At 63.4% G+C, this 25,102-nt stretch carries 24 protein-coding genes and 1 tRNA gene; 7 read left to right on the top strand and 18 right to left on the bottom strand.

Annotation, left to right across the window (positions count from 1 at the left end; all coding sequences use genetic code 11):
* Positions 1 to 48: 48 nt before the first annotated feature.
* The 3 genes from AC0L7I_RS09560 to AC0L7I_RS09550 are packed head-to-tail and all read left to right on the top strand — an operon-like array spanning position 49 to position 3,352.
* Complete coding sequence (locus AC0L7I_RS09560; RefSeq protein WP_473396209.1) at positions 49 to 792, top strand: SapC family protein; 744 nt, start codon at positions 49 to 51, stop codon at positions 790 to 792.
* A 13-nt stretch (positions 793 to 805) separates the two neighbouring features.
* Complete coding sequence (locus AC0L7I_RS09555) at positions 806 to 1,837, top strand: cupin-like domain-containing protein (protein ID WP_473396208.1); 1,032 nt, start codon at positions 806 to 808, stop codon at positions 1,835 to 1,837.
* Between the two features lie 21 nt (positions 1,838 to 1,858).
* Entirely contained in the window at positions 1,859 to 3,352 is a 1,494-nt protein-coding gene (locus tag AC0L7I_RS09550; RefSeq protein ID WP_473396207.1) for a tryptophan halogenase family protein, read from the top strand.
* Between the two features lie 62 nt (positions 3,353 to 3,414).
* On the opposite strand, the gene AC0L7I_RS09545 is transcribed toward AC0L7I_RS09550, so the two are convergent.
* Positions 3,415 to 4,026 (bottom strand): hypothetical protein, encoded by a 612-nt coding sequence (locus AC0L7I_RS09545; RefSeq protein WP_473396206.1) that lies wholly within the window; start codon positions 4,024 to 4,026, stop codon positions 3,415 to 3,417.
* Between the two features lie 161 nt (positions 4,027 to 4,187).
* Between AC0L7I_RS09545 and AC0L7I_RS09540 the strand changes: the two genes are divergently transcribed.
* A complete protein-coding gene (locus tag AC0L7I_RS09540; RefSeq protein WP_473396205.1) occupies positions 4,188 to 5,654 on the top strand; it encodes an amidohydrolase family protein in 1,467 nt (488 codons plus the stop codon).
* 44 nt (positions 5,655 to 5,698) lie between these two features.
* Here the strand turns inward: AC0L7I_RS09540 and AC0L7I_RS09535 are convergent.
* Positions 5,699 to 5,775 (bottom strand) — tRNA-Thr (locus AC0L7I_RS09535).
* A 62-nt stretch (positions 5,776 to 5,837) separates the two neighbouring features.
* Positions 5,838 to 6,452: a GNAT family N-acetyltransferase gene (locus AC0L7I_RS09530; RefSeq protein WP_473396204.1), complete on the bottom strand. Its 615-nt coding sequence runs from the start codon at positions 6,450 to 6,452 to the stop codon at positions 5,838 to 5,840.
* A gap of 207 nt (positions 6,453 to 6,659) precedes the next feature.
* Between AC0L7I_RS09530 and AC0L7I_RS09525 the strand changes: the two genes are divergently transcribed.
* On the top strand, positions 6,660 to 7,133 hold the full coding sequence (locus AC0L7I_RS09525) for an OmpA family protein (RefSeq protein ID WP_473396203.1): 474 nt from the start codon (positions 6,660 to 6,662) through the stop codon (positions 7,131 to 7,133).
* A 110-nt stretch (positions 7,134 to 7,243) separates the two neighbouring features.
* Here the strand turns inward: AC0L7I_RS09525 and AC0L7I_RS09520 are convergent, their stop codons facing one another.
* Positions 7,244 to 7,654, bottom strand: coding sequence for a DUF1761 domain-containing protein (locus tag AC0L7I_RS09520; RefSeq protein ID WP_473396202.1), 411 nt, complete (start codon positions 7,652 to 7,654; stop codon positions 7,244 to 7,246).
* A 116-nt stretch (positions 7,655 to 7,770) separates the two neighbouring features.
* Between AC0L7I_RS09520 and metG the strand changes: the two genes are divergently transcribed.
* Positions 7,771 to 9,501, top strand: a complete 1,731-nt coding sequence (metG, locus tag AC0L7I_RS09515) for a methionine--tRNA ligase (RefSeq protein WP_473396201.1) — start codon at positions 7,771 to 7,773, stop codon at positions 9,499 to 9,501.
* Here the strand turns inward: metG and AC0L7I_RS09510 are convergent.
* From AC0L7I_RS09510 to AC0L7I_RS09450, 13 genes are all read right to left on the bottom strand, one after another.
* A complete protein-coding gene (locus AC0L7I_RS09510; RefSeq protein ID WP_473396200.1) occupies positions 9,498 to 10,409 on the bottom strand; it encodes a 5'-nucleotidase, lipoprotein e(P4) family in 912 nt (303 codons plus the stop codon). The two genes, metG and AC0L7I_RS09510, sit on opposite strands and share 4 nt — an antisense overlap.
* Positions 10,410 to 10,458: 49 nt before the next feature.
* Positions 10,459 to 11,121 (bottom strand): DUF938 domain-containing protein, encoded by a 663-nt coding sequence (locus tag AC0L7I_RS09505; RefSeq protein ID WP_473396199.1) that lies wholly within the window; start codon positions 11,119 to 11,121, stop codon positions 10,459 to 10,461.
* Positions 11,118 to 12,869: a class I adenylate-forming enzyme family protein gene (locus AC0L7I_RS09500; RefSeq protein ID WP_473396198.1), complete on the bottom strand. Its 1,752-nt coding sequence runs from the start codon at positions 12,867 to 12,869 to the stop codon at positions 11,118 to 11,120. Before AC0L7I_RS09500 ends, AC0L7I_RS09505 begins: the two co-directional genes overlap by 4 nt.
* A gap of 154 nt (positions 12,870 to 13,023) precedes the next feature.
* Complete coding sequence (locus AC0L7I_RS09495; RefSeq protein ID WP_473396197.1) at positions 13,024 to 13,683, bottom strand: hypothetical protein; 660 nt, start codon at positions 13,681 to 13,683, stop codon at positions 13,024 to 13,026.
* A 119-nt stretch (positions 13,684 to 13,802) separates the two neighbouring features.
* Positions 13,803 to 14,399, bottom strand: coding sequence for a hypothetical protein (locus tag AC0L7I_RS09490; RefSeq protein ID WP_473396196.1), 597 nt, complete (start codon positions 14,397 to 14,399; stop codon positions 13,803 to 13,805).
* A 61-nt stretch (positions 14,400 to 14,460) separates the two neighbouring features.
* Positions 14,461 to 16,383 carry a 1-deoxy-D-xylulose-5-phosphate synthase gene (dxs, locus tag AC0L7I_RS09485; protein WP_473396195.1) on the bottom strand — a complete coding sequence of 641 codons (1,923 nt, stop codon included), beginning with the start codon at positions 16,381 to 16,383 and terminating at the stop codon, positions 14,461 to 14,463.
* A gap of 75 nt (positions 16,384 to 16,458) precedes the next feature.
* Positions 16,459 to 17,355 (bottom strand): polyprenyl synthetase family protein, encoded by an 897-nt coding sequence (locus AC0L7I_RS09480; RefSeq protein ID WP_473396194.1) that lies wholly within the window; start codon positions 17,353 to 17,355, stop codon positions 16,459 to 16,461.
* Positions 17,356 to 17,368: 13 nt separating this feature from the next.
* The gene (locus tag AC0L7I_RS09475) at positions 17,369 to 17,614 is read right to left on the bottom strand and encodes an exodeoxyribonuclease VII small subunit (protein WP_473396193.1); all 246 of its coding nucleotides are present in this window, start codon (positions 17,612 to 17,614) and stop codon (positions 17,369 to 17,371) included.
* A gap of 69 nt (positions 17,615 to 17,683) precedes the next feature.
* Positions 17,684 to 18,286, bottom strand: a complete 603-nt coding sequence (locus AC0L7I_RS09470; RefSeq protein ID WP_473396192.1) for a histidine phosphatase family protein — start codon at positions 18,284 to 18,286, stop codon at positions 17,684 to 17,686.
* A gap of 132 nt (positions 18,287 to 18,418) precedes the next feature.
* Positions 18,419 to 19,273, bottom strand: coding sequence for a signal peptidase I (gene lepB / locus AC0L7I_RS09465; protein ID WP_473396191.1), 855 nt, complete (start codon positions 19,271 to 19,273; stop codon positions 18,419 to 18,421).
* A gap of 125 nt (positions 19,274 to 19,398) precedes the next feature.
* Positions 19,399 to 20,463, bottom strand: a complete 1,065-nt coding sequence (locus AC0L7I_RS09460) for an MBL fold metallo-hydrolase (protein WP_473396190.1) — start codon at positions 20,461 to 20,463, stop codon at positions 19,399 to 19,401.
* Positions 20,464 to 20,500: 37 nt separating this feature from the next.
* Positions 20,501 to 21,001 carry a gluconokinase gene (locus AC0L7I_RS09455; RefSeq protein WP_473396189.1) on the bottom strand — a complete coding sequence of 167 codons (501 nt, stop codon included), beginning with the start codon at positions 20,999 to 21,001 and terminating at the stop codon, positions 20,501 to 20,503.
* Entirely contained in the window at positions 20,998 to 21,963 is a 966-nt protein-coding gene (locus tag AC0L7I_RS09450) for a pseudouridine synthase (protein ID WP_473396188.1), read from the bottom strand. Before AC0L7I_RS09450 ends, AC0L7I_RS09455 begins: the two co-directional genes overlap by 4 nt.
* 108 nt (positions 21,964 to 22,071) lie before the next feature.
* Here AC0L7I_RS09450 and AC0L7I_RS09445 point away from each other — a divergent pair, with 108 nt between their 5' ends.
* A complete protein-coding gene (locus tag AC0L7I_RS09445; protein ID WP_473396187.1) occupies positions 22,072 to 23,253 on the top strand; it encodes an MFS transporter in 1,182 nt (393 codons plus the stop codon).
* 10 nt (positions 23,254 to 23,263) lie between these two features.
* Here AC0L7I_RS09445 and AC0L7I_RS09440 read toward each other — a convergent pair whose 3' ends face one another.
* Positions 23,264 to 25,033, bottom strand: coding sequence for an acyl-CoA dehydrogenase (locus AC0L7I_RS09440; protein ID WP_473396186.1), 1,770 nt, complete (start codon positions 25,031 to 25,033; stop codon positions 23,264 to 23,266).
* Between the last annotated feature and the right edge of the window lie 69 nt (positions 25,034 to 25,102).

Genomic DNA, 25,102 nt, shown 5'->3' with positions numbered 1-25,102 from the left:
TTTTGACCGGGCCGGGCTGGCCTGCCTCCAGGGACCGAAAGGCGCAGCATGACCAATACGGCACTGCTCAACAATATCGACCATCAGGACCTTAAAGTGATCACGGGCCATGGCCCTGACTATGGCGACAATATCAATCAGACGCCTGTCTTCCCGACGGAGTTCGCGGAAGTGCAGCGCGAGTATCCCATCCTCTTTCGGAAGGACGAGACCGGAAAATTTCACTGCGTCGCCCTTCTCGGCCTGGACAAGGGCGAAAACCTCTTCCTAACGGGTTCCGGCTGGCAGGCTCGATATGTACCCGCGATCCACCAGCGCGGGCCCTTCGCCATCGGCTTCCAGAACCAGGATGTTGACGGTGAAATGCGCCGCGAGCCGGTCATTTTCGTCGATCTCGACAATCCCCGCATCAGCCGGACACAAGGCCACCCCCTGTTCCTGCAGCACGGCGGCAATTCCCCCTACCTTGAATATATCAGCCGCGTTTTGCGCGTCATCAACAAGGGCGCGGAACTCGCCGAGCCGATGTTCGCTGCATTTGAGGCGGCTGACCTGATCGAACCAGCGTCGCTGGATATCCAGCTGGATGACCATACCTCCTACAAGGTGCCCGACATATATTCGATCAGCGACGAAAAACTCGCGGCTCTCGGCGGAGATGAACTGGAACAGCTGCACAAGGCCGGTTTCCTGCGGGCCGCCTACCTGGTCCTGTCCTCTCTCCCCAATGTCAGCCGGCTGATAGAACTCAAGAACGCGAAACGCGCCGCGTCCGCGCAACCTTCAACCTAGAGCGGGCCAGGTCATGGTCGAAGTAAAGCGCAAGACCAGGATCATCGAAGGGATCGCACCGGATGCGATCCCCTATGCCGATCTTATCCGGGACGAGACGCCGACGATCCTGAAAGGCGTAGCGAAGGACTGGCCACTTGCGCGCAAGGGCCGCGAGTCGCCGGAGGCGGCCATGGAGCACCTCCTGTCTTTCTACCTGGGCCGCCCGGTCGTCGGGTATACTTGCCCGCCCGACATCAAAGGCCGATATTTCTATAATGAGGATGTGTCCGGCCTGAACTTCGAGCGCGGCCGGGTCCAGCTCGGCGACTATCTGGACCGGATCCGTGAGCACCTCGGCAAAATTGATGCGCCGTCCTTCTATATCGGCTCGACCGATGCCGACCTCTACCTGCCCGGCTTTCGCGCCGAGAACGACCTCGTCCTGAACGACCCGATGTTCGAGCGCAATCCGCCGATCGTCAGCGTCTGGATCGGCAATCGTACGACCGCGACCGCGCATTACGACATGTCGAACAATATTGCCTGCTGCCTTGTCGGGCAGCGGCGTTTCACGCTCTTCCCGCCGGAGCAGGTGGCCAATCTCTATCCCGGCCCGCTCGAGCCGACGCCGGGCGGGCAGGTTGTCAGCATGGTCGATTTCCAGACCCCGGATTTCGAACGCCACCCGCGCTTCCGCGACGCGCTGGACGCAGCGCAAGTCGCTGAGCTGGAGCCGGGCGATGCGCTCTTCTATCCGGCACTCTGGTGGCACCATGTCGAGGCGTTGAGCGATTTCAATACGCTCGTGAATTATTGGTGGAACACATCGCCCGCCTATATCGATACGCCCCAGAATACCCTGCTCCACGGCCTGCTCAGCCTGCGCGACCGGCCGGACCAGGAAAAGCGCGCCTGGAAGGCCCTGTTCGACTATTATGTTTTCGGCCCTGCCGACCAGGCGGGCGCCCATTTGCCAGACCATGCCCGGGGCGACCTTGCCCCGATGGACGAGACCCGCGCCAGGCGGCTGCGCGCAAAACTGCTGCAGCGCCTCAATCGCTGACACGCGGAAAAGGAGACGATATTGGACGGTCAGACAGTCAGGAAAGTCGTTATCGCGGGCGGCGGCACAGCCGGATGGATTGTTGCTGCGGCGCTTTCCCGCCAGCTTGGCCCGTTGCTGGATATCACGCTCGTGGAGTCCGACGAGATCGGTACGGTCGGCGTGGGAGAGGCAACGATCCCGACCCATCGGACCTTCCACCACCTGCTCGGGATCGACGAGCGGGCCTTCATGCGCGCGACCAAGGCGACATTCAAGCTGGGTATCGGGTTCGAGAACTGGGGCGGGATCGGCGACAATTATATCCACTCTTTCGGCGTGGTCGGGAAACCGACCTGGATGGCCGATTTCCACCATATCTGGCTGCAGGCCCGTGAGATGGGACTGGCCGGCGAACTGGGTGACTATTGTTTCGAGCTGAAGGCGGCGGAGGCCGGAAAGTTTGCGACATCGGAAAAATCTCGAATCAACTATGCCTATCATCTCGATGCCAGCCTCTATGCGGGCTTCCTGCGCCAGTTCGCGGAATCCTTCGGCGCCAAGCGTGTCGAAGGCCTGATCGAAACGGTCGAGCAAGACAGCGAAAGCGGCGATATCACCGCGCTTGTCCTGCAGAATGGCGAGCGGATTGAGGGCGACCTGTTCGTCGATTGCACCGGCTTCCGTGCGCTGCTGATCGACAAGGCGCTGAAGACCGGCTTCGAGGACTGGACCCACTGGCTGCCGACCGACCGCGCGCTGGCGGTGCAGACCGAGGCGACCGGCCCGGCCCTGCCCTATACCCGCGCCGTGGCGCATGATGCCGGCTGGCGCTGGCGCATTCCGCTGCAGCACCGCGTGGGCAACGGGCTTGTCTATTGCAGCGCCAACCTGTCGGATGACGCGGCGCATGCGCGCCTGATGGCCGAGATCGAGGGCAAGCCGCTGATCGAGCCGCGCCTGATCCGCTATCGTACCGGGCGGCGCGACAAGGTCTGGGTGAAGAACTGCCTGTCGATCGGCCTGTCGAGCGGCTTTGTCGAGCCGCTGGAATCGACCTCGATCCACTTGATCCAGATCTATGCCATGCGCCTTGTACAGATGTTTCCCTTCCATGGCGCCAGCGAGGCCCTTTCGACGCGATTCAATGACATGGCGCGGGTGGAGCTGGAACGGATCCGGGATTTCATCGTTCTGCACTACAAGCTGACCGAGCGCACAGACAGCGCCTTCTGGCGCGACCGGGCGGCGATGGACATTCCGGACTCCCTGCGCAACCGGATCGAGCTCTTCCGCGATACCGGCCTGGCCTACCAGGAAAAGGCCGAACTCTTCCAGGTCGATTCCTGGCTGCAGGTGATGATGGGCCAGCGCTTGCAGCCACAGGGGCGCCACCATCTTGGCCGCCTGATGAGCCGTGAGCAGATGCAGACGGCGCTGAAAGGCCTGAGCACGAATATCGCCAATGCCGTTGCCCGGATGCCGTCGCACCAGGACTTCCTCGACGACTACCTGACCGAAGCCCCGGTCACGTAAAGCGCCTGCGCCCGGAAACACCTCCCGGTGCCCGGCCAACCTGTCTGACAAGCCAGTCGGACTCAGCTTGAATTGTCCCACTTTTCCAGCGCGGCGTTGAGCAGGCCCGGCAGGGCCGTGGCGACGGCCCCGAGTTCGGGGCGGAGGCGCCAGGCCGATGCCATGGGCAAAGCGACGGGCTTCGGGTCGCCGCGTTCCTGCTGCCGGGCGAGGCTGCGCGCGAGGCGTTTGGCGTAGAGGTCCGGCGCTTCCAGCACCTTGTAGAGGGCCGAAACGCGCGCGAGGAAAGGCGCGGCGGGGACCGGGCCGTATGTACGGACACTGTCCGGAAACAGCCCGAACGCTTCGGGACCGACGGCGGGCTGTACCCGGCCCGACAGGGCAAAGCGGCGCGGGGCCGGGAAGGTGGCGATTTCGGTGCCCTCGGGGAGTGGCACGGGGGTGGCAGGGGTGAGGCGCGGGCGTACCGGGGCCAGTTCCAGCGCCAGCGCCATCAGGGTCAGCAGGCGCCGTACGATCACTTCCAGCTGCTTCAGCCGCCCCGACGCGCGCCGCAGGAGGCTGCGCGGCAATGTCAGCGGTTTCAGGTGAATGTTGGTCATGCCGATGATGCTGGTCAGCGCAAGGCTGGCTTCGCGCAGGCCATGGGAGATGAGATCGCTGCTGCCGGTCATGCGGGCAGTATAGCGCAGGCCGGATTAGGGTTGGACAAGGAGGCGGAGAGAGGCGCGGCCGGATGGAGAGCAGAGCGAGGCTTGTCCCTTCCCTGCTGGATTCTCCGCGAAACTGGTTTTTAATGGGATTCGAGTCGGCACCTGGGGGGAAGGATTTGGACATGGCGGGACAGCATATCAATCTGGCGGGCCTTGTGTGTGCGGTGAGCCTGGCCGTTTCAGCCTGTACGACCGATCATGCAGCGGCGCCGGCCGAAGACACGCAGGCGCTATCCGGCAGCGTCCTCATCGAGGGTGTCAGAACGATCAGCTTTTCAAACGAGACGCCCGTCATTGTCGAGAATGCGCGCGTCCTGATCGATGGCGGAAAGATTGCCTATTCCGGAAACGGCGAACAGGCGTTGCGGGCCGACACCGTGATTGACGGACGGGGCCTGACGCTCGTTCCCGGGCTAAATGACATGCACGTGCATGTTTGGGATGAAGCCGAACTTGGCGCCTATCTCGCACATGGGGTGACCACTGTGCGGAACATGTCCGGCATGCCGTTTCACCTGGACCTGGCCGCGCGGATCGCAAGCGGGGACATCGCCGGGCCGCGGCTGCTGACCACCGGCCCCATCCTCAATAGCGACGGCCCGAACCGGCAGATCAACCACCAGATCGTGGAGGATGCGGAATCTGCGCGCCGCGCCGTAAGGTGGCAATACGAAACGGGTTTCAGGCGCCTCAAGGTCTATTCAAACCTCACGCCCGATGCCTATGACGCCATCCTGAGCGAGGCGGCCACTCTTGGCATGACGATTACCGGGCACACGCCCGAAGGGTATCGCCATGCCGGAATCCCCCTGCAGCGGCCATTCGACATTGCCTTTGACGATGTTCTCGATGACGGGTTCGAGACGATCGAACATGTGGAGTCGATCGTCTGGCACGGCCTGCGCGCGAACCGTGACGAGACCGAGGCGAGGGCGCTGGCCGGCCGTGTCGCGTCGGCCGGTGTGCCGGTCACGCCGACACTCCTTGCCCACCACAATCTCTACCGGGTCGCGCTGGAGGGAGACAGTGTTCTCCGGCGGCCGGGAACCGAATGGCTCAACCCTTTCGAGCAGGAGACCGAGGTGCCGAGCCACCAGCGATGGCTGGCGGCCGCACCGGAGCCGCTTGGCCGCGACGATGAATTCTACGGGCGGGTAGCGAAAATATTCGACGAGGAGGGCGTGCTTCTGGTCGCCGGCAGCGATGCCGGAATTTTCACCAACATACCCGGCCTGTCCCTGATCGAGGAATTGGAGCTGTTGGTTCAGGCCGGCCTCAGCCCATTCGATGCCCTGAGGACTGCGACCTACACTCCTGCCCTTGTCCTGAAAGAGCCCGACCGGGGCTGCCTGTCTGTGGGCTGCGTTGCGGACCTAGTTCTCTACGCGTGCGACCCGTTGAGCGACATTGCGTGTACGCGCCAGCCGCACGCTGTGATCCGGCAGGGCACCGTGCTGGACGGTAGCGACCTGAAGCGGCTGCTGGAGGATGCCGCGACACCCGACATCGAGCGCACGCAAGCCAACCTCTTCGCCGGGCTGGAAGCGCAGGGCACGTCGTATGATCCGCAAGAAGAAAGCGCCGAGTAGCGACGGGACACTCGCCCCGCTTGCCCATAAGTCCCTGTTTCCAGTGGTGCCGGTTGAGAGACTTCGAACTCCCGACCCTCTGATTACAAATCAGATGCTCTACCAGCTGAGCTAAACCGGCGGCTGGAGGGGTGTCACTACTTCGATCGGCGCCGGGGCGCAAGTGCGGTTTCCAGTGATGTTTCAGCCAGCCAGCCTTGGCTGGTACGCGCCAAACCGGCCGAACGCGGCGAACACGTCGCTGACGCCGTCCAGCCCCTGCATGGACCTGAGCAACCGGTCCATTCGGGCGACATCGAAGCTGAACCTCATGAAGGCCCCGTCTCGTTGCGTGCAGGTGCCGCCAAGGGCGCTGAACAGGCTGCGCGCCTTCTTGTTCTCCGAGAGCACATTGGCCTCAAGTGTGCGGATGCCCGCCGCCAGGCAGTCAGATGCCATGGTCGCCATCAGGATTCGCGCCAGGCCCGTATTGTGAAACGCATCCAGCGTCGCAATCGCCAGTTCCGCGATGCCGGTTTTCGGGTCGCGAATCACGCGGACAACCCCGATGGCCGGCAGGTCGTGTTCGGCAAGGTCGAGCGCGCCCCAGGCGAGATGGTGAACGCCATCAACCGCCAGCAGGCGCTCCAGGACCGGGGCGGGCACTTTTTTCATGCCCGAGAAGAACCGGAAATAGCGCGACTCGTCCGACAGGTTGGCAATGCTTTCACGTATGCGCAGCCCGTCCTGCGGCCGGATCGGCCTCAGGTAGATGCGCTTGCCCGTCTTGAGGCTGGTATAGATCGCCCGGTTGTCCATGACGGATATGTTGCACCGCAACATGGAGAAACAATGGCAGGGCTGCAGCCTGCCTGAGTTTTCATGTTCAGGCTGTTCGGGGCGTCCGGACACGAATTCTCGCAATCACCTTGCAACCGCCCCATTCGCCACGCCGCCTGCACCATTCGGCCCCAATTCATGCGTAGGTTCAGTCTCAAGAACGCTATACGCAAGAAGGAATTCGCCATGAAACGCTCGATGATCGCCCTTGCCGGCCTGACTGTCGCGGCTGTGATGCAGGCCCCGGCCCTTGCCCAGGTGCCGCCTGCCCCACCGGCGGTCCCTGCCCAGATAAGCCATGAAAAGGCCTGTGAAGACGTGACCGTGTCAGTCTACTTCCCGGCTTACGAAAGCATGCTGTCGGCCTACTCGATGCGCGCCGTGAACGCGGCCAGCGACCGGCTTGCCGGCTGCGCCGTCACCGAAATCAAGGCCGACGTCGTGTCGGAAGAGGCCCATTCCGATGAAGGCTTCGCCGCCCTGTCCGAAGCGCGCGCAACCGCCGTGCTCGAAGCCTTCAGCGCCCGCGGCGTCCGGGCCCCGGCAGTCCACACGGACATCAGCCCAAAAGTCGACGCCGCCTTGGCGATGAGCACAAAGGCCCCGCTGGCCCGCCGCGTTGACGTCATCCTGACGGCCGAACCGGGTTACGGCCTGTAATTCAAGTTCCCCTTGGCGGGACCTGAGGGAAGTCACCGCTCCCCTTAGATCCGCCGCACTGCCCCGGATGGTCCCTATGGCCGCCCGGGGCTTTTCTTTGCGCGGGATGCCTAGTCGAAGAAGGACAGGACCGCGCCTGCAAGGCCGAACGATACGAGGACATGGCCCCAGTCGACCATCAGGCCCGGCAGGTAATGATAGAACCCGTAGACAAAATCATAGGCCAGTATCGGCAGGGCCACGACCACGGCCAGCATCAGGGCTGTCGATACGCAGGCGGCAAGGCCCTTGGCGCCCTTGAGTTTCAGGACCCAGCCCAGCCCGAAGGCCAGCACCAGTTCGATCAGGAAACCGCCAGCCATCCAGGTCGGATTGGCATCTGCCGCCATGTCCGCCGTATAGCCGCGCGCGGCCATCCAATGGCCTGAAAACAGCATTCCATAGAAGACGAATCCGACAAAGAACATGACGATGGCGGCCAGCAGCACGCCCAGCAGGTTCACTCCACTGAGTCTTGGCATGTTAATTCCTCCCAAGTTTCTTTCTTTTCCGGCTCATCGCGCTAAAAGTCCCGTTCCAGCGGGCAGCCGACCTGAATATTGCCCGAAAACGCCCTAACCGGAAAGAAAACACGCCCATGACGCGACCCCGGCGCATCCTGATCACGTCCGCCCTGCCTTACATCAACGGCATCAAGCACCTCGGAAACCTGGCCGGCTCGATGCTGCCGGCGGACGTGTATGCGCGGACAATGCGCCTGCTGGGCCACGACGTGACCTATATCTGTGCCACAGATGAGCATGGCACGCCGGCGGAACTGGCGGCGCAGGCCCAGCAAATCCCGGTCCAGCAGTATTGCGACGAGCAATACGCCATCCAGCGCAAGGCGGGCGAAGGCTTCAACCTGTCCTTCGACTGGTTCGGGCGCTCGTCGCGGCCGGCCAACCATGCCCTGACACAGCATTTCGCGCAGGTTCTGGAGGCACGCGGCCTGATCGAGGAACGCACCTCGAAACAGGTCTATTCGGTCGATGACGGCCGCTTCCTGCCGGACAGGTATGTTGAAGGCACCTGCCCGCATTGCGGTTTCGAGAAGGCGCGCGGCGACCAGTGCGACAGTTGCGGGCGCCTGCTCGACCCGGTCGACCTGATCGATCCCTATTCGTCGGTTTCGGGCAGCAGGAATATCGAGATCCGCGATACCAACCATCTCTACCTGCTGCAGGAGAAGTCGCAGGACGAAATCCGCGCCTGGGTGAACCGGAAGGGCGCCAACTGGCCGAGCCTGGCCGTCTCCATCGCCAACAAGTGGCTGGACGAGGGCCTGATTGCCCGCGCGATTACCCGCGACCTGTCATGGGGCGTGAAGGTGATCGGCGAAGATGGCACGGTCCGGCCCGGCTACGAGGACAAGGTGTTCTATGTCTGGTTCGACGCGCCGATCGGCTATATCGCGGCGACGCAGGAATGGGCCGCGGCCACCGGCGGCGACTGGGAAACCCTCTGGCGTACCGACAAGGGCGCGGACGAGACCGAATATGTCCAGTTCATGGGCAAGGACAATGTCGCCTTCCACACGGTGAGCTTCCCGGTAACGTTGCTGGGCAGCGGCGAGCCCTGGAAGACGGTCGACAAGCTGAAGGCGTTCAACTGGGTCACCTGGTATGGCGGCAAGTTCTCGACCAGCAACAAGCGCGGCGTGTTCATGGACCAGGCGCTGGACCTGCTGCCGGCCGATTACTGGCGCTGGTACCTGATCGCCAACTCGCCCGAAGGGTCCGACGCGGCCTTTACATGGGAAGGCTTCCAGGCGGCGGTCAATTCAGACCTTGCCAACGTGCTCGGCAATTTCGTCAACCGCATTACCAAGTATGCGGCCAGCAAGTTTGACGGACAGGTGCCGGATGGCGGCGAGCCGGGCGAGGCCGAGGCGTGGATGGTGGCAGAACTCACCGAGCGCCTGCCGCGCCTGATCGAGCATTACGAGGCCATGGAGTTCCGCAAGGCGGCTGCTGAAACGCGGGCGATCTGGGCAGCGGGCAATGAATACCTGACCAAGGCCGAGCCGTGGGTGAAGTACAAGTCGGACGTGGATGCGGCGGCTGTCGGCGTGCGCACGGGCCTGAACCTGGCGGCGCTGTTCGGCATCCTGTGCCTGCCGATAATTCCGGAAACCGGCGCGAAGATTCTCGATGCGCTGGGCATTCCGCAGGAACACTGGAACTTCAACTTCCGCAGCCCGGAAGCCGTGCTGAACGCCCTGCCGCCCGGCCTGGCGATTACGCCGCCTGACGTGCTGTTCCAGAAGATCGAGGACGAGCAAGTGGCGACGTGGACCGAACAGTTCGGCGGTGAAAACCAGGCCTAGTGGATTGCCGGCGTTTCGGCAGGCGGTTCCCATTGCGTTGCGGGCGGAAACACGTCGTCGAAGCCACCCCGGATTGATGGACCATAGACCGGGTTCGGCAGTACGAACCAGCCATTGCCCCACAGTCTGGCCACAGCGGGCGCATCGGTCAGGGCCCTGCGCCCTGCCACGCCGAGCGCTTTGTCATTGAACGGATCGGCAATGTCCCCGAGCTGGTCGCCCACGAGCGCGATCACGCAATAATTATCCGAGATCATCGCGCGGCGGCCATCCTTGCCGGACCCGTCCGGCGCGTCTCCGCGCAGGAACAGCGTTGTGCCGTGGGTGAAGTCGCCGATACCGGCAGAACGCAGCGTGTCCTCCGTCCCGGCGGCATTCTCAGCCGCGCGGTTCGTGTTCACGATCACCGCCACACCCGCCGCACGAATGCGATCAAGCCCCGCAAGTGCACCCGGAACCGGTACGGCCTTGCCGGCTCCGGTCTTCTCCCACTGATCCCAAATCGCCGGGTCAAAGCCGATGCCGTTGCGCGTAAAATAGCCCATCGAACCGAGGTTCCAGATCAGGGTCTCGTCAGCGTCGAACACGGCGGCCAGCGGCTTGCCTTCGCAGGCGAGGAAGGCAGGCTCTGCGGGTGAGCTGCCAGGGGCGAGCACAACGCCATGCGTTGGTGCGCGTGCAGCCGTCGCCTCGACGAAAGCCGCTATGCTGGCCCACGCCTGGCGCATCGTCACGCTGGCTTCGGCAGACCCGTACAACCATTGCTGACCCGGTATCGGATCGGGCGCATCAGTGACGGTGTCAGCTTGTGGCACCTGGACCGGGCTGTCGGCGACAGGCTGATCCACAGGCGCCGTCTGGCAGGCCGCCAGCAGCGCCACGAAGATGAGGCTCGTGATCTGTTTCATGGCCCGTATTTCGAACGCCCACGCGGAAAAGTCTACCGCAACTTTTGTGTCACGTCCGCTCGAAGACAACCGCGAGATTGTTGGCAGGCATCTCGGTGACATTGCGCAGCACGAGGCCCGCCCGGGATGCGAGCGGCAACAGTTCGCGATCGAGGTCGCGCACGCCCCATTGCGGGTTCCGGCGCTGCAGGTTTTCGCGGAAAGCCGCATTCGAGGGCGCGATGACCCCATTGCGGGCGAACGGCCCATACAGGAACAACTTGCCCCCCGCGTCCAGCAACCGCCCCGCGCCCGCGAAGAGGCCTTCGGCCACCGCGAAGGGCGCTATGTGAACCATGTTCATCGACACGACCGCATGCCATGGCCGGACCGCTTCCGCCTCGCCCCAGCCAGGCAGGCTCGCGTCGAGGACCAGCGGCCCGTGCAGGCGGTCATGCCCGGCTGACCGGATCCACGCGCGCTGGCTTTCCAGGCCGGCCGGATCGATATCGGAATAAGTCCAGTCGAGACCGGGAAAGGAGCCCGTCAGGAAAGCGCCGTGCTCGCCTGTGCCGGACGCGATCTCGAGCACGCGGCCCTCACAACCGACATGCTGTGCGAACGTGTCCCGTATCGGTTCGCGGTTGCGCGCGACCGAAGGCGAATAGCGCCGCCCGTCCTCGCCGGTCCCGCGGGCTTCCAGCGTGACCGGTCTGGCGGGCGTATCGCTCATACGCGTTCCGTGAACCGGGCCCGCAATTCCGGCTTCAGGATCTTGCCATTGGCATTGCGCGGCAGCGGATCGTCCTGGAACAGGATTTGGACCGGCACCTTGAAGATGGCCAGCTGGTTCGCGACGTGCACGCGTAGCTCGTCCTCGGACACGGTCTTGCCGGGCTTCAACTGGACGACGGCACCAACTTCCTCACCCAGCACCTTGTGCGGAATGCCGACAACGGCCGCATCCATCACTGCCGGATGGTCGTAGAGCGCGCTCTCGACCTCGATACAGTAGATGTTCTCGCCGCCGCGGATGAGCATGTCCTTCGCCCGGTCGACCAGGAACAGGAATCCTTCCTCGTCGATCCGCGCGAGGTCGCCGGTCACGACCCATCCATTGCGGAATGTCTCGGCCGTGGCATCGGGTCGGTTCCAGTAGCGCTTGCAGTTCATCGGCCCCTTGCACCAGAGTTCGCCGACCTCGCCCTGCGGCAATGCATTGCCATCGGGATCACAGACTTTCAGCTCAACAGCCCCTGGAGGAGCCCCGGCAGACGACGGGCGGTTCACGTAGTCCTCGCCAATGTTCAGCGTGGCTGTGGCGCAAGTCTCCGTCATGCCCCAGCCATTGCCGGGCGCCGCTTCAGGGAAGCGCTTCTTGATTGTTGAGACCAGTTCCGGCGCCGACGGCGCTCCGCCATAGGAAATCGCCTGGATCGACGACAGGTCGTATTTATCCCGGTCAGGATGTTCGAGCAGCTGCCAGGCAATTGCCGGCACGCCGCCGACGGCCGTGATCTTCTCGCGTTCGATGATCGGCAGCGCCTCGCCAGCGTCCCACTTGTACATCGAGACGATCTTGTCGCCTTTCAGCAGCGACGGGATCAGGATCGCGAAAGCGCCTGTTGCATGGAAGAAAGGAATGGCCAGCAGCGTCGCGCGTTGCTCGTTCGGATCAGGCTCCGGAATCGCCTCGCCGCGGCGCAGCAACATGCGGGCCTGGCACGTCGAGGAGTTGAACATGTTCGACACGACGGCCCGGTTGGTTGCGAGCGCGCCCTTGGGCTTTCCCGTCGTACCGGACGTGAACATAATCGTCGCATCATCCTCTGGCTGAAGATCGACATCAGGAAGGCCGATGTCTTCCAGCTTGCTCCAGTTGTCGGAAACCCCGATGAATTCCTCGAGGTTCGACACGCGCGGATCGACATGGTCCTCGCCCCTGTTGCGGGCGATGACCACGTGTTCAAGTTCGGGCAGGTTCTTGAGGTGGTCGCGCGTGCGCTCGTAGATCTGTCCGTCCACGACAGCCACTTTCACCCCGGCGAATGACAGGCCGTATTCAAGTTCGTCGCCCGTCCACCATGAGTTCATCGGAGTCGCGATGGCGCCAAGGCTTGCTGCCGCAAAAAATGCGATCGGCCATTGCGGATAGTTGCGCATGATGACGGCGACCCGGTCGCCCTTCTTGACGCCGAACCTGTCTCGCAGAACGGCTGCGAAGTGCTGGACGGCCAGCATCGTGGCCCTGAATGTCACGCGCTCGTCTGCGTAGACCAGATAATCACGGTCAGGCCAGGTCGCGGCGGCCATTTCAAGAATCGACCGAATAGTCGGCGGCGCGTTGGCGTAGATTTTCAGCTTCACACCGTTGATTTCAGCATCCGCCAGTTCCAGCGGCGAACCGGGGCCTGCAAGGGCAGCATTGGCTTCGGCAATGGAGATGACAGGCCAAGTCGGTGCGGCAGTATCTGCGGGCATTCAGTATCCTCCGGTGTTTTTTGATCTGATTCACAGAAACCACGCCCGTTCGGGGGATAAAAGTGCCCTTTGTGCGGAAAGGTGCATTTCAGGGCAAAAAAATGCCCCGGAGCCGAAGCAACGGGGCATTTTGAGGCAGGTTGTCGCAGAACGCCTATTTTCCAAAATCGCAGAATCGCAGCGAGCGCGCGGTGCCGTCGCGTTCCACAGCGTCATAGGCGCGGCCTGTCAGTTCGTCGCCCTCGCACAGATAGCCGATGTCATACATCGCGATCAGCGCTTCATTGTCAGGTGTCAGGTCGTTCGCGAGCATCAGGTCGATGGCATCCTGGTGCATGCCAAGTTCCATGAGGAAATTGAATTTCTGGAGCTTGCTTGTTTCGGGCTGGCCCAGCTGGGTTTCCAGCGTTGTCACTTTGCCGCGGGCCGAATCGAGCATCGGCATCGCTGCCGTGTACCATGCCGTATCACCATAGGAATCGACAACCTCCTGGAAGTCCTCGACTGCGCCCAGCGCGTCGTAGCCACCCGGGCCAAAGCGGAGCTCGCCGCGCCGGAACAATGTCTCGGCATACTCGTCCTTGCTCAAAGCCGGGCTGCCAAGCAGCTGGGTCAGGCGGTCCGTCGCGGCTTGGGTATTGCCGGCCTCAACGAGCCCTTCAACCGTCTGCATTGCCAGCTCAAAAGCCGATTCCGGGACAGCCGAGGCAACAGTCGTGTCGCTGCCCCCGGGCACCTTGCCGGCATCAGGCGCCGAAGCGCAGGCCGCCAGCATGAGCGCGGAAGCGGCGGCGAAGAGAGAAGTACGGATCATCTGTTAAGCTCCATCAGGAATGTGATTTAGGCACGCAATGACCTTCACTAGCCGGACAAGAAGTGCGCTGACAGGGCGGATTTGTGGAGAAAGTGTGTTTCCTCCGGCCGATCCGGTATTCAGGCCCCCGGACCGGCGCACCAGTAGAGGGATTCGAGGTCGGGCCGCATGTCGCCCAGCGTGTAGACCGGTGGCTTGCCACCCTCTTCCCGGCACAAATATCCAGCCGCTTCCAGCTTGACGATTTCGGGCTCGTTCGGGCTGAGGCCAGATTCGCGATAGCGTGCCACGGCCGCCTCACGTTCACCCAGGACCCACATGCTGTCGAACCATTGCGTCAGGTTCAGCATGCGCTGAAGCCCTGCCTCGATGGTTTCAACGTCTTTCCGGGCAAATGCCAGTTCCTCCCTGGCGTTTGGCGCGAGCGGATGGTCGGGCGCCAACTCGAGCATGGCCTCAAAATCCCTGACGGCCCCGCGGCGGTCATCGCCCGCCTGGCGGCGCAGGCTGCCGCGCGCATACAGCACCCGCGCCCGCTGGTCGTCTGACAGGCGCGCGTTCGACAACAGTTCGGACAAGGTGGCATCAGCCGCATAGGGATTGGTATCGGCCCTCGCGTGGGACATGGCCTCGTCAAAGGCTGGTCCCATGCCCGCAGGCGCAGTCGCGCAGGCAGCGAGCAATGCGGCGAGGATAAGCGCGCATACAGGATTCATTCTGGACGTCATGCGACAGACACTACTCCCGGCGAGTGCCGCCGAACAAATTGCAATTCAGTCATGCGCGGGCGAGCCGGTCGATCTCGGCAATGTCACCGCGCCCGAGGGCCTCGATTGCCCGCGCCGCAATGTGCCGGGCCGTGAGGCAGGCCTCTTCGTACATGGCCTGCGGCGTATCCTGGTTCTGGAACACGTCCGGCAGCGTCATCGGGCGGATGCGGAGGCCCCGGTCGAGCCCCCCCGCCTTGGCAAGATGCTCCAGCACGAAACTGCCGAAGCCGCCGGTCGCGCCTTCTTCCAGCGTGATCAGCACTTCGTGGTTCCGGGCGAGCCGTTCGACAAGGTCAGCATCAAGCGGCTTGGCAAAGCGGGCATCGGCAACGGTTACGGACAGGCCTTGTGCGGTGAGCATATCGGCCGCCTTCATCGCTTCCTGCAGGCGCGTGCCATAGGACAGGAGCGCAATCGCTGTTCCTTCGCGCAGGATGCGGCCCTTGCCGATTTCAAGCGGCTGCAACACGTCCGGAATGTCGACGCCCGTGCCCTCGCCGCGCGGATAGCGGAAAGCGCTGGGGCCATCGTCGATCTGGGCGGCGGTCACCACCATGCGCGCGAGTTCGAATTCGTCGGCGGCGGCCATGCAGACCATGCCCGGCAAGGCGCCGAGGAAACCGATGTCGAAACTGCCGGCATGGGTCGGGCCATCGGCGCCAACAAGGCCGGCGCGGTCAATCGCGAAGCGAACTGGCAGGCGCTGGATCGCCACGTCATGCACAACCTGGTCGTAGCCGCGCTGGAGGAAAGTGGAATAGATCGCCGCGAACGGGCGCATGCCATCGGCAGCAAGGCCGGCCGCGAAGGTCACCGCGTGCTGCTCGGCAATGCCGACATCGAAGCTGCGTTCCGGGAAAGCCTTTTCGAACAGGTCCGTACTCGTACCTGACGGCATGGCGGCGGTGATCGCGCAAATCTTGTCGTCGGTCTCGGCAAGCTTCACGAGCGTCTGCCCAAAGACCTTCTGGTAAGCCGGGGCCTTGGGCTTGGCCTTGGCCTGCTCGCCGGTAATGACCGAGAACTTCGACACGCCGTGATACTTGTCGGCGGAGTTTTCCGCGTGGGTGTATCCCTTGCCCTTCTGCGTCACCGCATGGATCAGGATCGGGCCTTCGCGCATCGCTTTCACGTTCTCGAGGATCGGGATCAGCGTATCGAGGTCGTGGCCGTCAATCGGGCCGACATAGTAGAAGCCCAGTTCCTCGAACAGGGTACCGCCCATGGCGAAACCGCGAAGGTATTCCTCGGCGCGCCGCGCTGGCGATTCCAGGCCAATGGGGCTGACGACTTTCTTGGCGATCCGGCGCAGGCCGCGATACGGCCGCGACGACACGAGTTTGGACAGGTAATTGCTCATCGCGCCGACTGGCGGCGCAATCGACATGTCATTGTCGTTGAGGATGACGATCAGGCGCGACTTGTCGGCGCCGGCATTGTTCATCGCCTCATAGGCCATGCCTGCGGTCATCGCGCCATCGCCGATGACGCAAATGACATTGTTGTTCTTGCCCTGGAGGTCGCGTGCCTTGGCAAAGCCGAAGCCGGCCGAAATGGAGGTGGAGGCGTGCGCCGCGCCGAACGGGTCGTATTCGCTCTCGTCACGCTTGGTGAAGCCGGACAGGCCGCCGCCTTGGCGAAGCGTGCGCATCTGGTCGCGGCGACCGGTGAGTATCTTGTGCGGATAGCATTGGTGGCCGACATCAAGGATCAGCTTGTCCGCAGGCGCGTCAAACACGGCATGGATCGCCACGGTCAACTCAACCACGCCGAGGCCGGAGCCGAGATGCCCGCCGGTAACAGACACGACATCAATGACTTCTTCGCGCACTTCCTGCGCAATCTGTTTCAATTCTGCACGCGACCGCCCTTTCAGGTCGTCGGGCGAATTGATCGCATCGAGGAGCCGGTTCGGGCTATGTTCGGTCATCTATCCTTGGACCCTTGAATGATCTCTGGCTGCCCAGAGACAGCTCGTTTGGGGTTATATTATGACTCGACCTGTTTAACGGGTTCTATCCAATACAAAATCAACCGATTGCAGTAAAATATCAGCGCGATCCCGAAATATAGCGAGGTGTTCCTTCGCTTGAGCGGCGAGAAGCCGCACACGCTGGCGCGCGCCATCGACCCCCAATAGGGTCACAAAATTCGCTTTTCCGGCGACTTCATCGGTCCGCAATGGCTTGCCGACCTCGTTTTCGTTGCCGGTTGCATCCAGCAGGTCGTCGGCAATCTGGTAGGCCAGGCCAAGGTCATTCGAGAACCCGGCCAATGCATTGCGTTCCGGTTCGCGGGCACCACCGATAATGCCTGCCGCTTCGGTTGCGTAAGAAATCAGCGCGCCAGTCTTCAGACGCTGCATCCGCGTGATCGTGTTCAGGTCGCGGGGGCTGTCGGATTCCAGCATGTCGATCATCTGGCCGCCAACCATGCCGCGCGCGCCGGCCGCATCTGCAAGCCGCTCGATCAGCATCGCCCGCACCGTCGCGTCGTCATGCGTCTCGCTGGAGGCCAGTATCTTGAAGGCCAGCGTCAGCAGCGCGTCGCCCGCCAGGACGGCCGTCGACTCGTTGAATGCCTTGTGGACAGTTGGCTGGCCGCGCCGGAAATCGTCATCATCCATGCACGGCAGGTCATCGTGGACCAGGGAATAGGTATGCACGCATTCGAGCGCCGCTGCAGTGCGCAAAAGGCTCTTTTCCGGCGCATCGAACATGGCGCCCGTTTCCAGCAGGAAGAAAGGCCGCATGCGTTTGCCATTGGCAAGCGCGGCGTGGCGCATCGCACGCATGAGATCGGCTTCCGGGCCGCTGGCTGGCGGGATCAGCTGGTCGAGCGCGACGGTGACCTTGTCGGCAACCTCCTTCAGGCGCAGCTCGAATTCGGCGTCGTCCCTCATATGGCCAATGACCCTATTCAAAACTCGCAGGCTCGGTCGTGACGCCTCCGGCCCCCTGGACGATCTGCTCGACCTTGAGTTCTGCGGATTTCAACCGCGACTCGCAACGCGCCTTCAGGGCAGCGCCGCGCTCATAGATCGCAATGGACTTTTCCAGTTCGACCTCACCGGCCTCAAGCTGTTTGACGATGCCTTCCAGCTCGGCGAGCGCTTCTTCGAAGCTCATCTTGTCGACCGGTTTTTCTTTTGCATCAGCCATTCTTTATCGCCCGTGTTTATTCGCGGCGACTCTAGAGCGCGCGCTTGGCGTCCACAACCTCTGAAACGACTACTTGTCCCGGTATTCGTAGATGCGATGGCTCCAGTAACTGTCGCCACCATCATAGACGCATTTCCAGCCAAGCTTCTTGATCTCCGGGCGCAGCATCCGATTGAACCAGCCGTGCGCGGCGAGGTAGACTTTCTGCTCTTCCGACGCAGCGTGCAGTTTCTGCGCTGCCAGCGCCGCACGCACACGCGCCTCCGAAACACTTTCGCCATCCAGCGAGTGGCCGCTGAGCCAGGCCGCGCGGGCGAGAATGTTCCACGTCTTGGGCAGGTATCTCACGCCGGCAATCCGTGGCGGCGGCAGCGGCGCTTCGTTGAACACCGGATCATGGATCGCATCCATGTGCGGCGCCGCACGGGCGGCTGTTTCCTGCGCCCGGATCCGCGCCGAAGCGAAAACAAGCGTCGCATCCGCCACAAGTGACTTCAGCGTGTCAGGCGCAACCTGGTCGTCACGGAGCGGGCTCTCTTCGTAGCGGTCCCACCAGTCCTTGTATTCACGCCATCCGAGACGCGGGCCGGCAGTCCGGTCGAGCTGCGGCCTGCCATGCCGAGACACCACGATCGGGCCGCGCCGGGTTCCTGTCGATGTCGTTCCTGGCATCGCGATAAAGCCTGTCTTCAAGCATGCACAGGGCCCCGCGAGCCCAGTCTGAAGACTGGCACTAGCGGTGTTGGCCGCTTGCGGCAAGGCTCCAATCACCCGCCTGCACCGCATCCTGTCGAGTAATATGACCTAGAGGCCGCGCCAGACCCGTTTCTTGCAGGGTTCGTCATCTTCCAGTTTGCAGCGATACAGCGACATGATCACTGTCTCGGCCCGTCCGACGAGGTGGTCCATCGGCACGAAACCGACAGAAGCCTCCGTCGCCCTGACGCTGAGCGGGCAGCCGACGCGGTCAACCACGCCATCCACGGGTGGGCAGTGGCCGGACAGGAACCGGCTGTCCAGCGAATTGTCGCGATTGTCGCCCATCAGGAAAATGTGCCCTGCCGGCACGATGAACAGGACCGTATTGTCGCCCGCGTCGCCTTTCTCCTGCCGGTTCGTCAGCCAGTTCCTGTCCCCGTCGCTTTCGCGCCACTCATAGGCGGTGACCGGGCGGCTGCGACCGTGCGGCAGGTAACGGACAGACCGGATGAACTCGCTTTCGAGCGGCTCGTCATTGACGTAGACGGTTTCGCCGATCATCTGGATGTGATCGCCGGGCAGGCCGATCACCCGCTTGATCATCACGCGCGCCGTATGCGGGTGTTCGAACACGACGACATCGCCGCGTTTCGGGTCGCTCGCAAAGATACGCCCCGCCGGGATTGGCAGGAAACGGCCCAGGCTGAACGGCAGCGAATAACGGTCATAGCCATAGGCAAACTTGGCCACAGCCACACGGTCGCTGACCTGAAGCGTCGGCACCATGCTCTCGGACGGAATGACTCGCTGTTCGTACAGCAGGCCCGAAAACAGCAGGAAGACCGGAACGAAGACAGCAAGTGTCACGCCCCATTCATGTAGTTCGCGCTTCACCTTGTCGGCGAAGGTCAGGTCTTCATCCTCGTGATTTGAATCGGCCTTGTCGCCATCTCGTGCCATCGCGGAGTCACCTGATCTATCTGCTGCCAGCCGACTTCTTAGACGAAACCGGCTTCGGATGCGAAGGCGTAATCTGACCGGCCACTGCAAAAGGCCCGAATCGACTTGTGTTCCAGCAACCGGGATCAGGCCAGATAATAGCGCGAAACGCCATCATCACCGGCAATTGCCGTCACTTCGCCCCGGTGGATCATGCAATTGAGGTGAGCGATGGCCTCACCGGTGGCCATGCCGACTTCATCCGGCTGGATGGCCCGCCCGAACAGGCTTGTGAACGTGTCCATCACGGTCAGGGGGCCCTTTTGCATGCGCCCTTTCAGACGCGACAGCCCTGTCTCGTGGCCGTCGATCAGGTGGCGCAGCCGGGCATGCGCACCGCGAAACGGCTCATTATGCGCTGGCAGGACCAGCACGTCTTCCGGCAGGCGCTCCAGCAGCTTCTCGCAACTGGTGATCCAGTCGTGCAGCGGATCGGCATCCGGCTCGGTGGGATGGACCGACACGTTCGACGAAATGCGCGGCAATAGCTGGTCGCCCGAAATCAGCAGGTTCAGCGCCGGGCAGAAGAGGCAGGAATGTTCCGGCGAATGGCCGTTTCCGGTGATGACTTCCCAGGTCTCGCCTGCCATCTCGAACGTGTCGCCGTCGGCCAGGCGGCGAAAGGCGTCCGGCATCTGGCTGACGCCACGCCCGAACCCGCCGAAACGTTCCTTGTAATTGTCGATCTGGGCATCGTTCCAGCCGGCACGGCGATAGAAATCTATCCCGGCTTTCGGCGCTTCGCGTCCCGTGTCGGACACCAGCATCCGGCAGGTGATATATTCCAACCGGCTCATCCAGAGGTTGGCGCCATACTTGTGGCACAGCCATCCCGCGCAGCCGACATGATCGGGGTGCATATGCGTAACCATCACGCGCTTCAGCGGCTTTTCGGGCGTGATCCGGGCCTCGATCAGGCTTTTCCAGGCCGACCGCGTTTCCGGCAGGGGCAGGCCGGTGTCCACGATGGTCCAGCTATCGCCATCATCGATCAGCCAGAGATTGATGAACTTGAGCGAAAAGGGCAGCGGCATGCTGACCCACTCGATCCCCGGTGCAACCTGAATCGTCTCGCCCAGCCCAGGCCGAGAGTCGCCGTGCGGATAGTCGAGCCTGGGGCGTTTCGGGGTTTTGGTTTGAAATCCGTCCATGGCCCAGCATATGCCAGCGCGGACAGGCGTCGAGCCATCACGCCGGGTCAGGCGGAGGCAGGGCTTTCGATATGCTTTCAACGACATCTTCGACCGGCCGGGTCGCATCCACCTGCAGGGCGCCAGCCGGGACATGGAGGGCCTGCAGCTGGCTTTGCAACAGGCTGACGGGCATGAAATGGCCGGTCCGGGCCGCGATCCGCTGCCTGAGGTCCGGTTCGGGAACATCAAGCCAGACGAAATGGCAGGCTCGCCCGCTGTCCCGGGACAGGCTCTCCTGGACAAACGGGGTCAGCGCCGAACAGGCCAGCACGACCCGCTGTTCGGGTCGTCCGGCGATGTGCTGCGACAGGCTGGCCACCCAGCCTGCCCGGTCGGAATCCTGCAAGGGCACGCCGGACGCCATCCGGGTCCGGTTCGCGGGAGGGTGATGATCGTCGGCCTCAACGCATGGCCAGCCGGAGACGCTTGCCAGCCGCGATGCGATCGTGGTCTTGCCGCTGCCGGCCACGCCCATCACGATGACGAGATCCTTCATTTGATCGGTGTGCGCTTGCGGGGCGCCAGCTTGGTCCGCTTGAATTTCGGTTCGGCTGGCTTCTGCTTGGCAGGCGGGCCGTCACCGCGCGGCTTTCCCATCGGCTTCTTGCCGGGGCCTGTCGGACGCTTGCCCGGTGGCAGGGGGCGTTTGCGCTCAACCACGACCGGCGCTGCCGGTTCGGCCGAGAAACCCTGCGCTTCCCAGCGCAACAGCTCGTCGCGCTCGCGCCCGCTGACCGGACGCCACTTGCCTTCCGGCAGCCCCGCCAGTTCCAGCGGCCCGATACGGGTGCGCATCAGGTCGATCACGCGCAGGTCGACCAGGTCGCACATCCGGCGGATCTGGCGGTTGCGACCCTCACGCAGGATGAATTTCAGCTCATTACCCTTGATCACGGTCACGCTGGCCGGGCGCAGCTGGCGCCCGTCGAGCTCCAGCCCATGGCGTAGTCGCTTGACCTTCTCTTCGGTGACATCGCCGCGCACCTTGACGTGGTATTCCTTTTCCAGCTTGCTTTCCGGCCCGATCAGGGCCTTCGCCAGAACACCGTCTTCCGACAGGATGAGAAGCCCGCGCGAATCCTTGTCGAGCCGGCCAAGCGGCGCGAGCCGGTTGTTGCGTCCCGGAATGGCATGGGCCCGGCCTGACAGGCTTTGCTCAGTGATAAGGCGCACGGCGGGAATTTCTCCTGCCTCCGGCGTGCCAGAAACGATCCCGACAGGCTTGTGGAACATCAGCGACAACTGGTTATCGAGCCGCCGCGCCGCTTTTTCGGTCAAGGTCAGGGTCTGGCCGTCCTCGATCTTGTAGCCGGCCTCGGTCAGCACCGCGCCATTGATCTTGACGAGCCCCTTCTCGATCAGCGCATCGGCTTCGCGACGCGAGCAGACGCCCTCGGTCGCCAGCCACTTGTTGACGCGCATCGGCTCAGCGCCGCTATAGGTCTTGGTCCACGCCATGGCCGAATGATGCCTCCTGTGGCGGTTTGGTCACCTCTTACAGTTGCGCCCTGCCCGTCGCAACTGATGGTCGACACGCCGGGCGGCTTCATTCATAAGCCCGCGTCCATGACAACGCCGCCCGCTCCCCTGTCGACTCCTGCGCTGGCCTTTGCATTGCTGATCATCGGCACGACGCTGGGCATTGCCGGAACCGACCTTGTCCTGCCCGCCATTCCGGACCTGCCTGACGCGCTGGGCGGCAGCCAGGCCATGGCACAGCTAGTCCTTGCCGCCTTCGTCGCGGGCGGCTGTATCGGCCTTGTCCTGTATGGCGAACTCGGTGCGCGTTTCGACCAGCGAAGCCTGCTGGTCGTGTCCTTCGTTGCCTATGCCTTGATCTCGCTGGCCTGCATCCTTGCGCCGTCTCTGCCGATCCTTGTCGGCCTGCGCTTCGGCCAGGGCCTGACAGGTTCGGCCGCCGCCGTGTTCGCGCCCGGCATGATCCGCGCCATGTTCAGCGAAGCCCGCGCCGTGCGCGCCATCGGCCTGATGGGCAGCGTGGAATCCCTCGTGCCCGCACTTGCGCCCGTGATCGGTGTCTGGCTGCTGGTCGCGTTCGGCTGGAAGAGTTCCTTCATCCTGATCGGCGCGCTCAGCCTCGGGGTGGCCGCGCTCGTCGCCCTGCTGCGCCATCGCCTGCCCGCCCCCGATCCGACGCGGGGTGCCGGAGGATATCTTCGTCTCGCGACCAGCCCGGTCTTCCTGCGATACGCGCTCAGCCAGGCGTTCACGCTTGGCGGCCTGTTGATCTTCGTGTTCGGCGCACCGGCCATGATCACCAAGGGGCTGGGCGGCACCCTCAACGATTTCATCATCATGCAGGTCACTGGCATTGCCCTGTTCATCATCGGGTCCAATCTCGCCGGGCGGCTCGCCGACCGGTTCGGCGCGGAACGCATGATCCTGTTCGGAACCTGCCTGTCGGCATCTGGCCTGTTGGCGCTGGCCGCCTATGGCCTGATCGGCGGAACCTATCCGCTGGCGCTCGCCATCCTGTTCGCGCCGGTGAACCTCGGACTGGGCCTGCGAGGTCCGCCGGGCTTTTACCGGGCCATCGTCGCCGCCAATGGCGACGACGCGCGTGGCGCGGCGCTGGTGCTTGTGGCCATACTGTCCACCACCGCGATCGGCACCGCCGTGGCTGCGCCCTTCGTGACACTGGGGATTGCACCGCTCGCCGGCATCGCGGCAGCCGTGTCGTGCGGATCGCTGCTCTGCCTGCTCGCCCTGCCGAAACTGCCCGGCTGATACGCCACGATCAGACCCCGAACAGGGCCTCGGAATTCTCAAGGAACCGGCTGCCGCCTTCAGTGATGCCGGCCACGCGGCCCGGCGCGGATGCCAGCGCGGTCTCGGCAAAGAATCCCGCCAGCGCCAGTCGACGCGCCCGTGCGGCGCCGTCGCTGCTGCGTGCCGCGACCGCCGCGCGGGTCAGGAAGTGCCCACCGATGACGTCTCCAGCCAGGGCGAGATAGGCGGTTGCGCCCGCCAGTGCCTTGTCCTGTTCGCGGCTTTTCATCTGCGCCAGCATCCAGTCGCTGGCCTCGCGCAAGGCCTCTGCCGCCGCTCTCAGGCGGTCCGCGATCTGCACCAGTTGCGGATCATTGGTTGCTCGCGCCGCTGCCGCACTGGCTTCGATCTCGCCCAACATGACCCGCATGGACTCGCCATTGGTGCCGCTCAGCTTGCGACCGACCAGGTCAATGGCCTGGATGCCGTTGGTGCCTTCATAGATCGGGGCAATACGCGAGTCGCGATAGAGCTGGGCCGCGAGCGTCTCGTTCATGAAGCCCATGCCGCCATGCACCTGCACGCCCATGCTGGCCACCTCGACGCCCATGTCAGACGACCAGGCCTTGGCAATCGGCGTCAGCAGGTCTTCGCGCAGCTTCGCTGCGGCCCGCACATCCGCATCCGGCGAGGCTTCAGCCAAGTCAGCCGCAACAGCGCAGGCATAACAGATGGAGCGAGCCGCCGCGACGCGCGCCCGCATCGTGGTCAGTGTACGGCGCACATCGGCATGGTGCAGGATGGGTGCCGGCCCCTCGACGCCTTCGACCTTGCCCTGTTTGCGCTCCTGCGCATAGGCGAATGCCGTCTGGTAGGCCGCCTCTCCCACCGCAACGCCCTGAAGGCCGACATTCAGGCGCGCTGCGTTCATCATCGTGAACATGCAGGCGAGACCCTTGTTGGCTTCGCCGATCAGCCAGCCCGTCGCCCCGTCATACTCCATCACGCAGGTCGGCGACGCATGAATGCCCATCTTCTTTTCGAGGCCGATACATGTCGCACCATTGCGCGCGCCGAGGCTGCCATCGGCGTTCGGCAGGAATTTCGGCACGAGGAACAGGGACACGCCGCGTGACCCGGCGGGCGCATCCGGCAGGCGCGCCAGGACGAGGTGCACGATATTCTCGGCGACGTCGTGGTCGCCCCAGGTGATGTAGATTTTCTGGCCGCTGATCGCATAGCTGCCATCGTCATTCGGCACGGCTTTCGATTTCAGCGCGCCGACATCGCTACCTGCCTGCGGCTCCGTCAGGTTCATCGTGCCGGTCCATGTTCCCGATACGAGGCTAGGCAGGTAAGCCGCCTTCAGCTCGTCCGAACCATGCGCCAGCAGGGCCTCAATGGCGCCAAAGCTCAACAAGGGACAGAGGCCGAACGCCATGTTGGCGGCGTGGAACATTTCCATTACCGCCAGCGACAGCACCTTGGGCAAGCCCTGCCCGCCCCACTCCTCGGGCGCGGTCAGCCCCATCCAGCCGCCATCGCGGAAGGCGGCATAGGCGGCAGCAAAGCCCGGTGCGGCTTTCACACCGTCTTCCGTCAGCACAGCGCCCTGCGAATCCCCACTCTGGTTCAGCGGGGCCAGCACATCGCGCGCCAGTTTTGCGGCTTCGTCGAGGATCGGCGCGACCAGGTCGGGGTCATAGGCTTCCAGCCCGGCAAGCCCTTCAAGCCGCTTCAGCCCTGCAACGGCGTCGAGCGTGAATGCCATTTCATCAAGGGGCGCATCGTAAGGCATCAGGCCGGTCTCCGGATTGTGAATAGTTGTTATTCGGGATAAGCAGTTACAGCGCCTACGGCCAAGGTC

Source organism: Hyphomonas sp. J20-32, assembly GCF_055808555.1.
The sequence above is the reverse complement of the archived record's forward strand: the minus strand, read 5'-3'. Positions and strand labels throughout refer to the sequence as shown.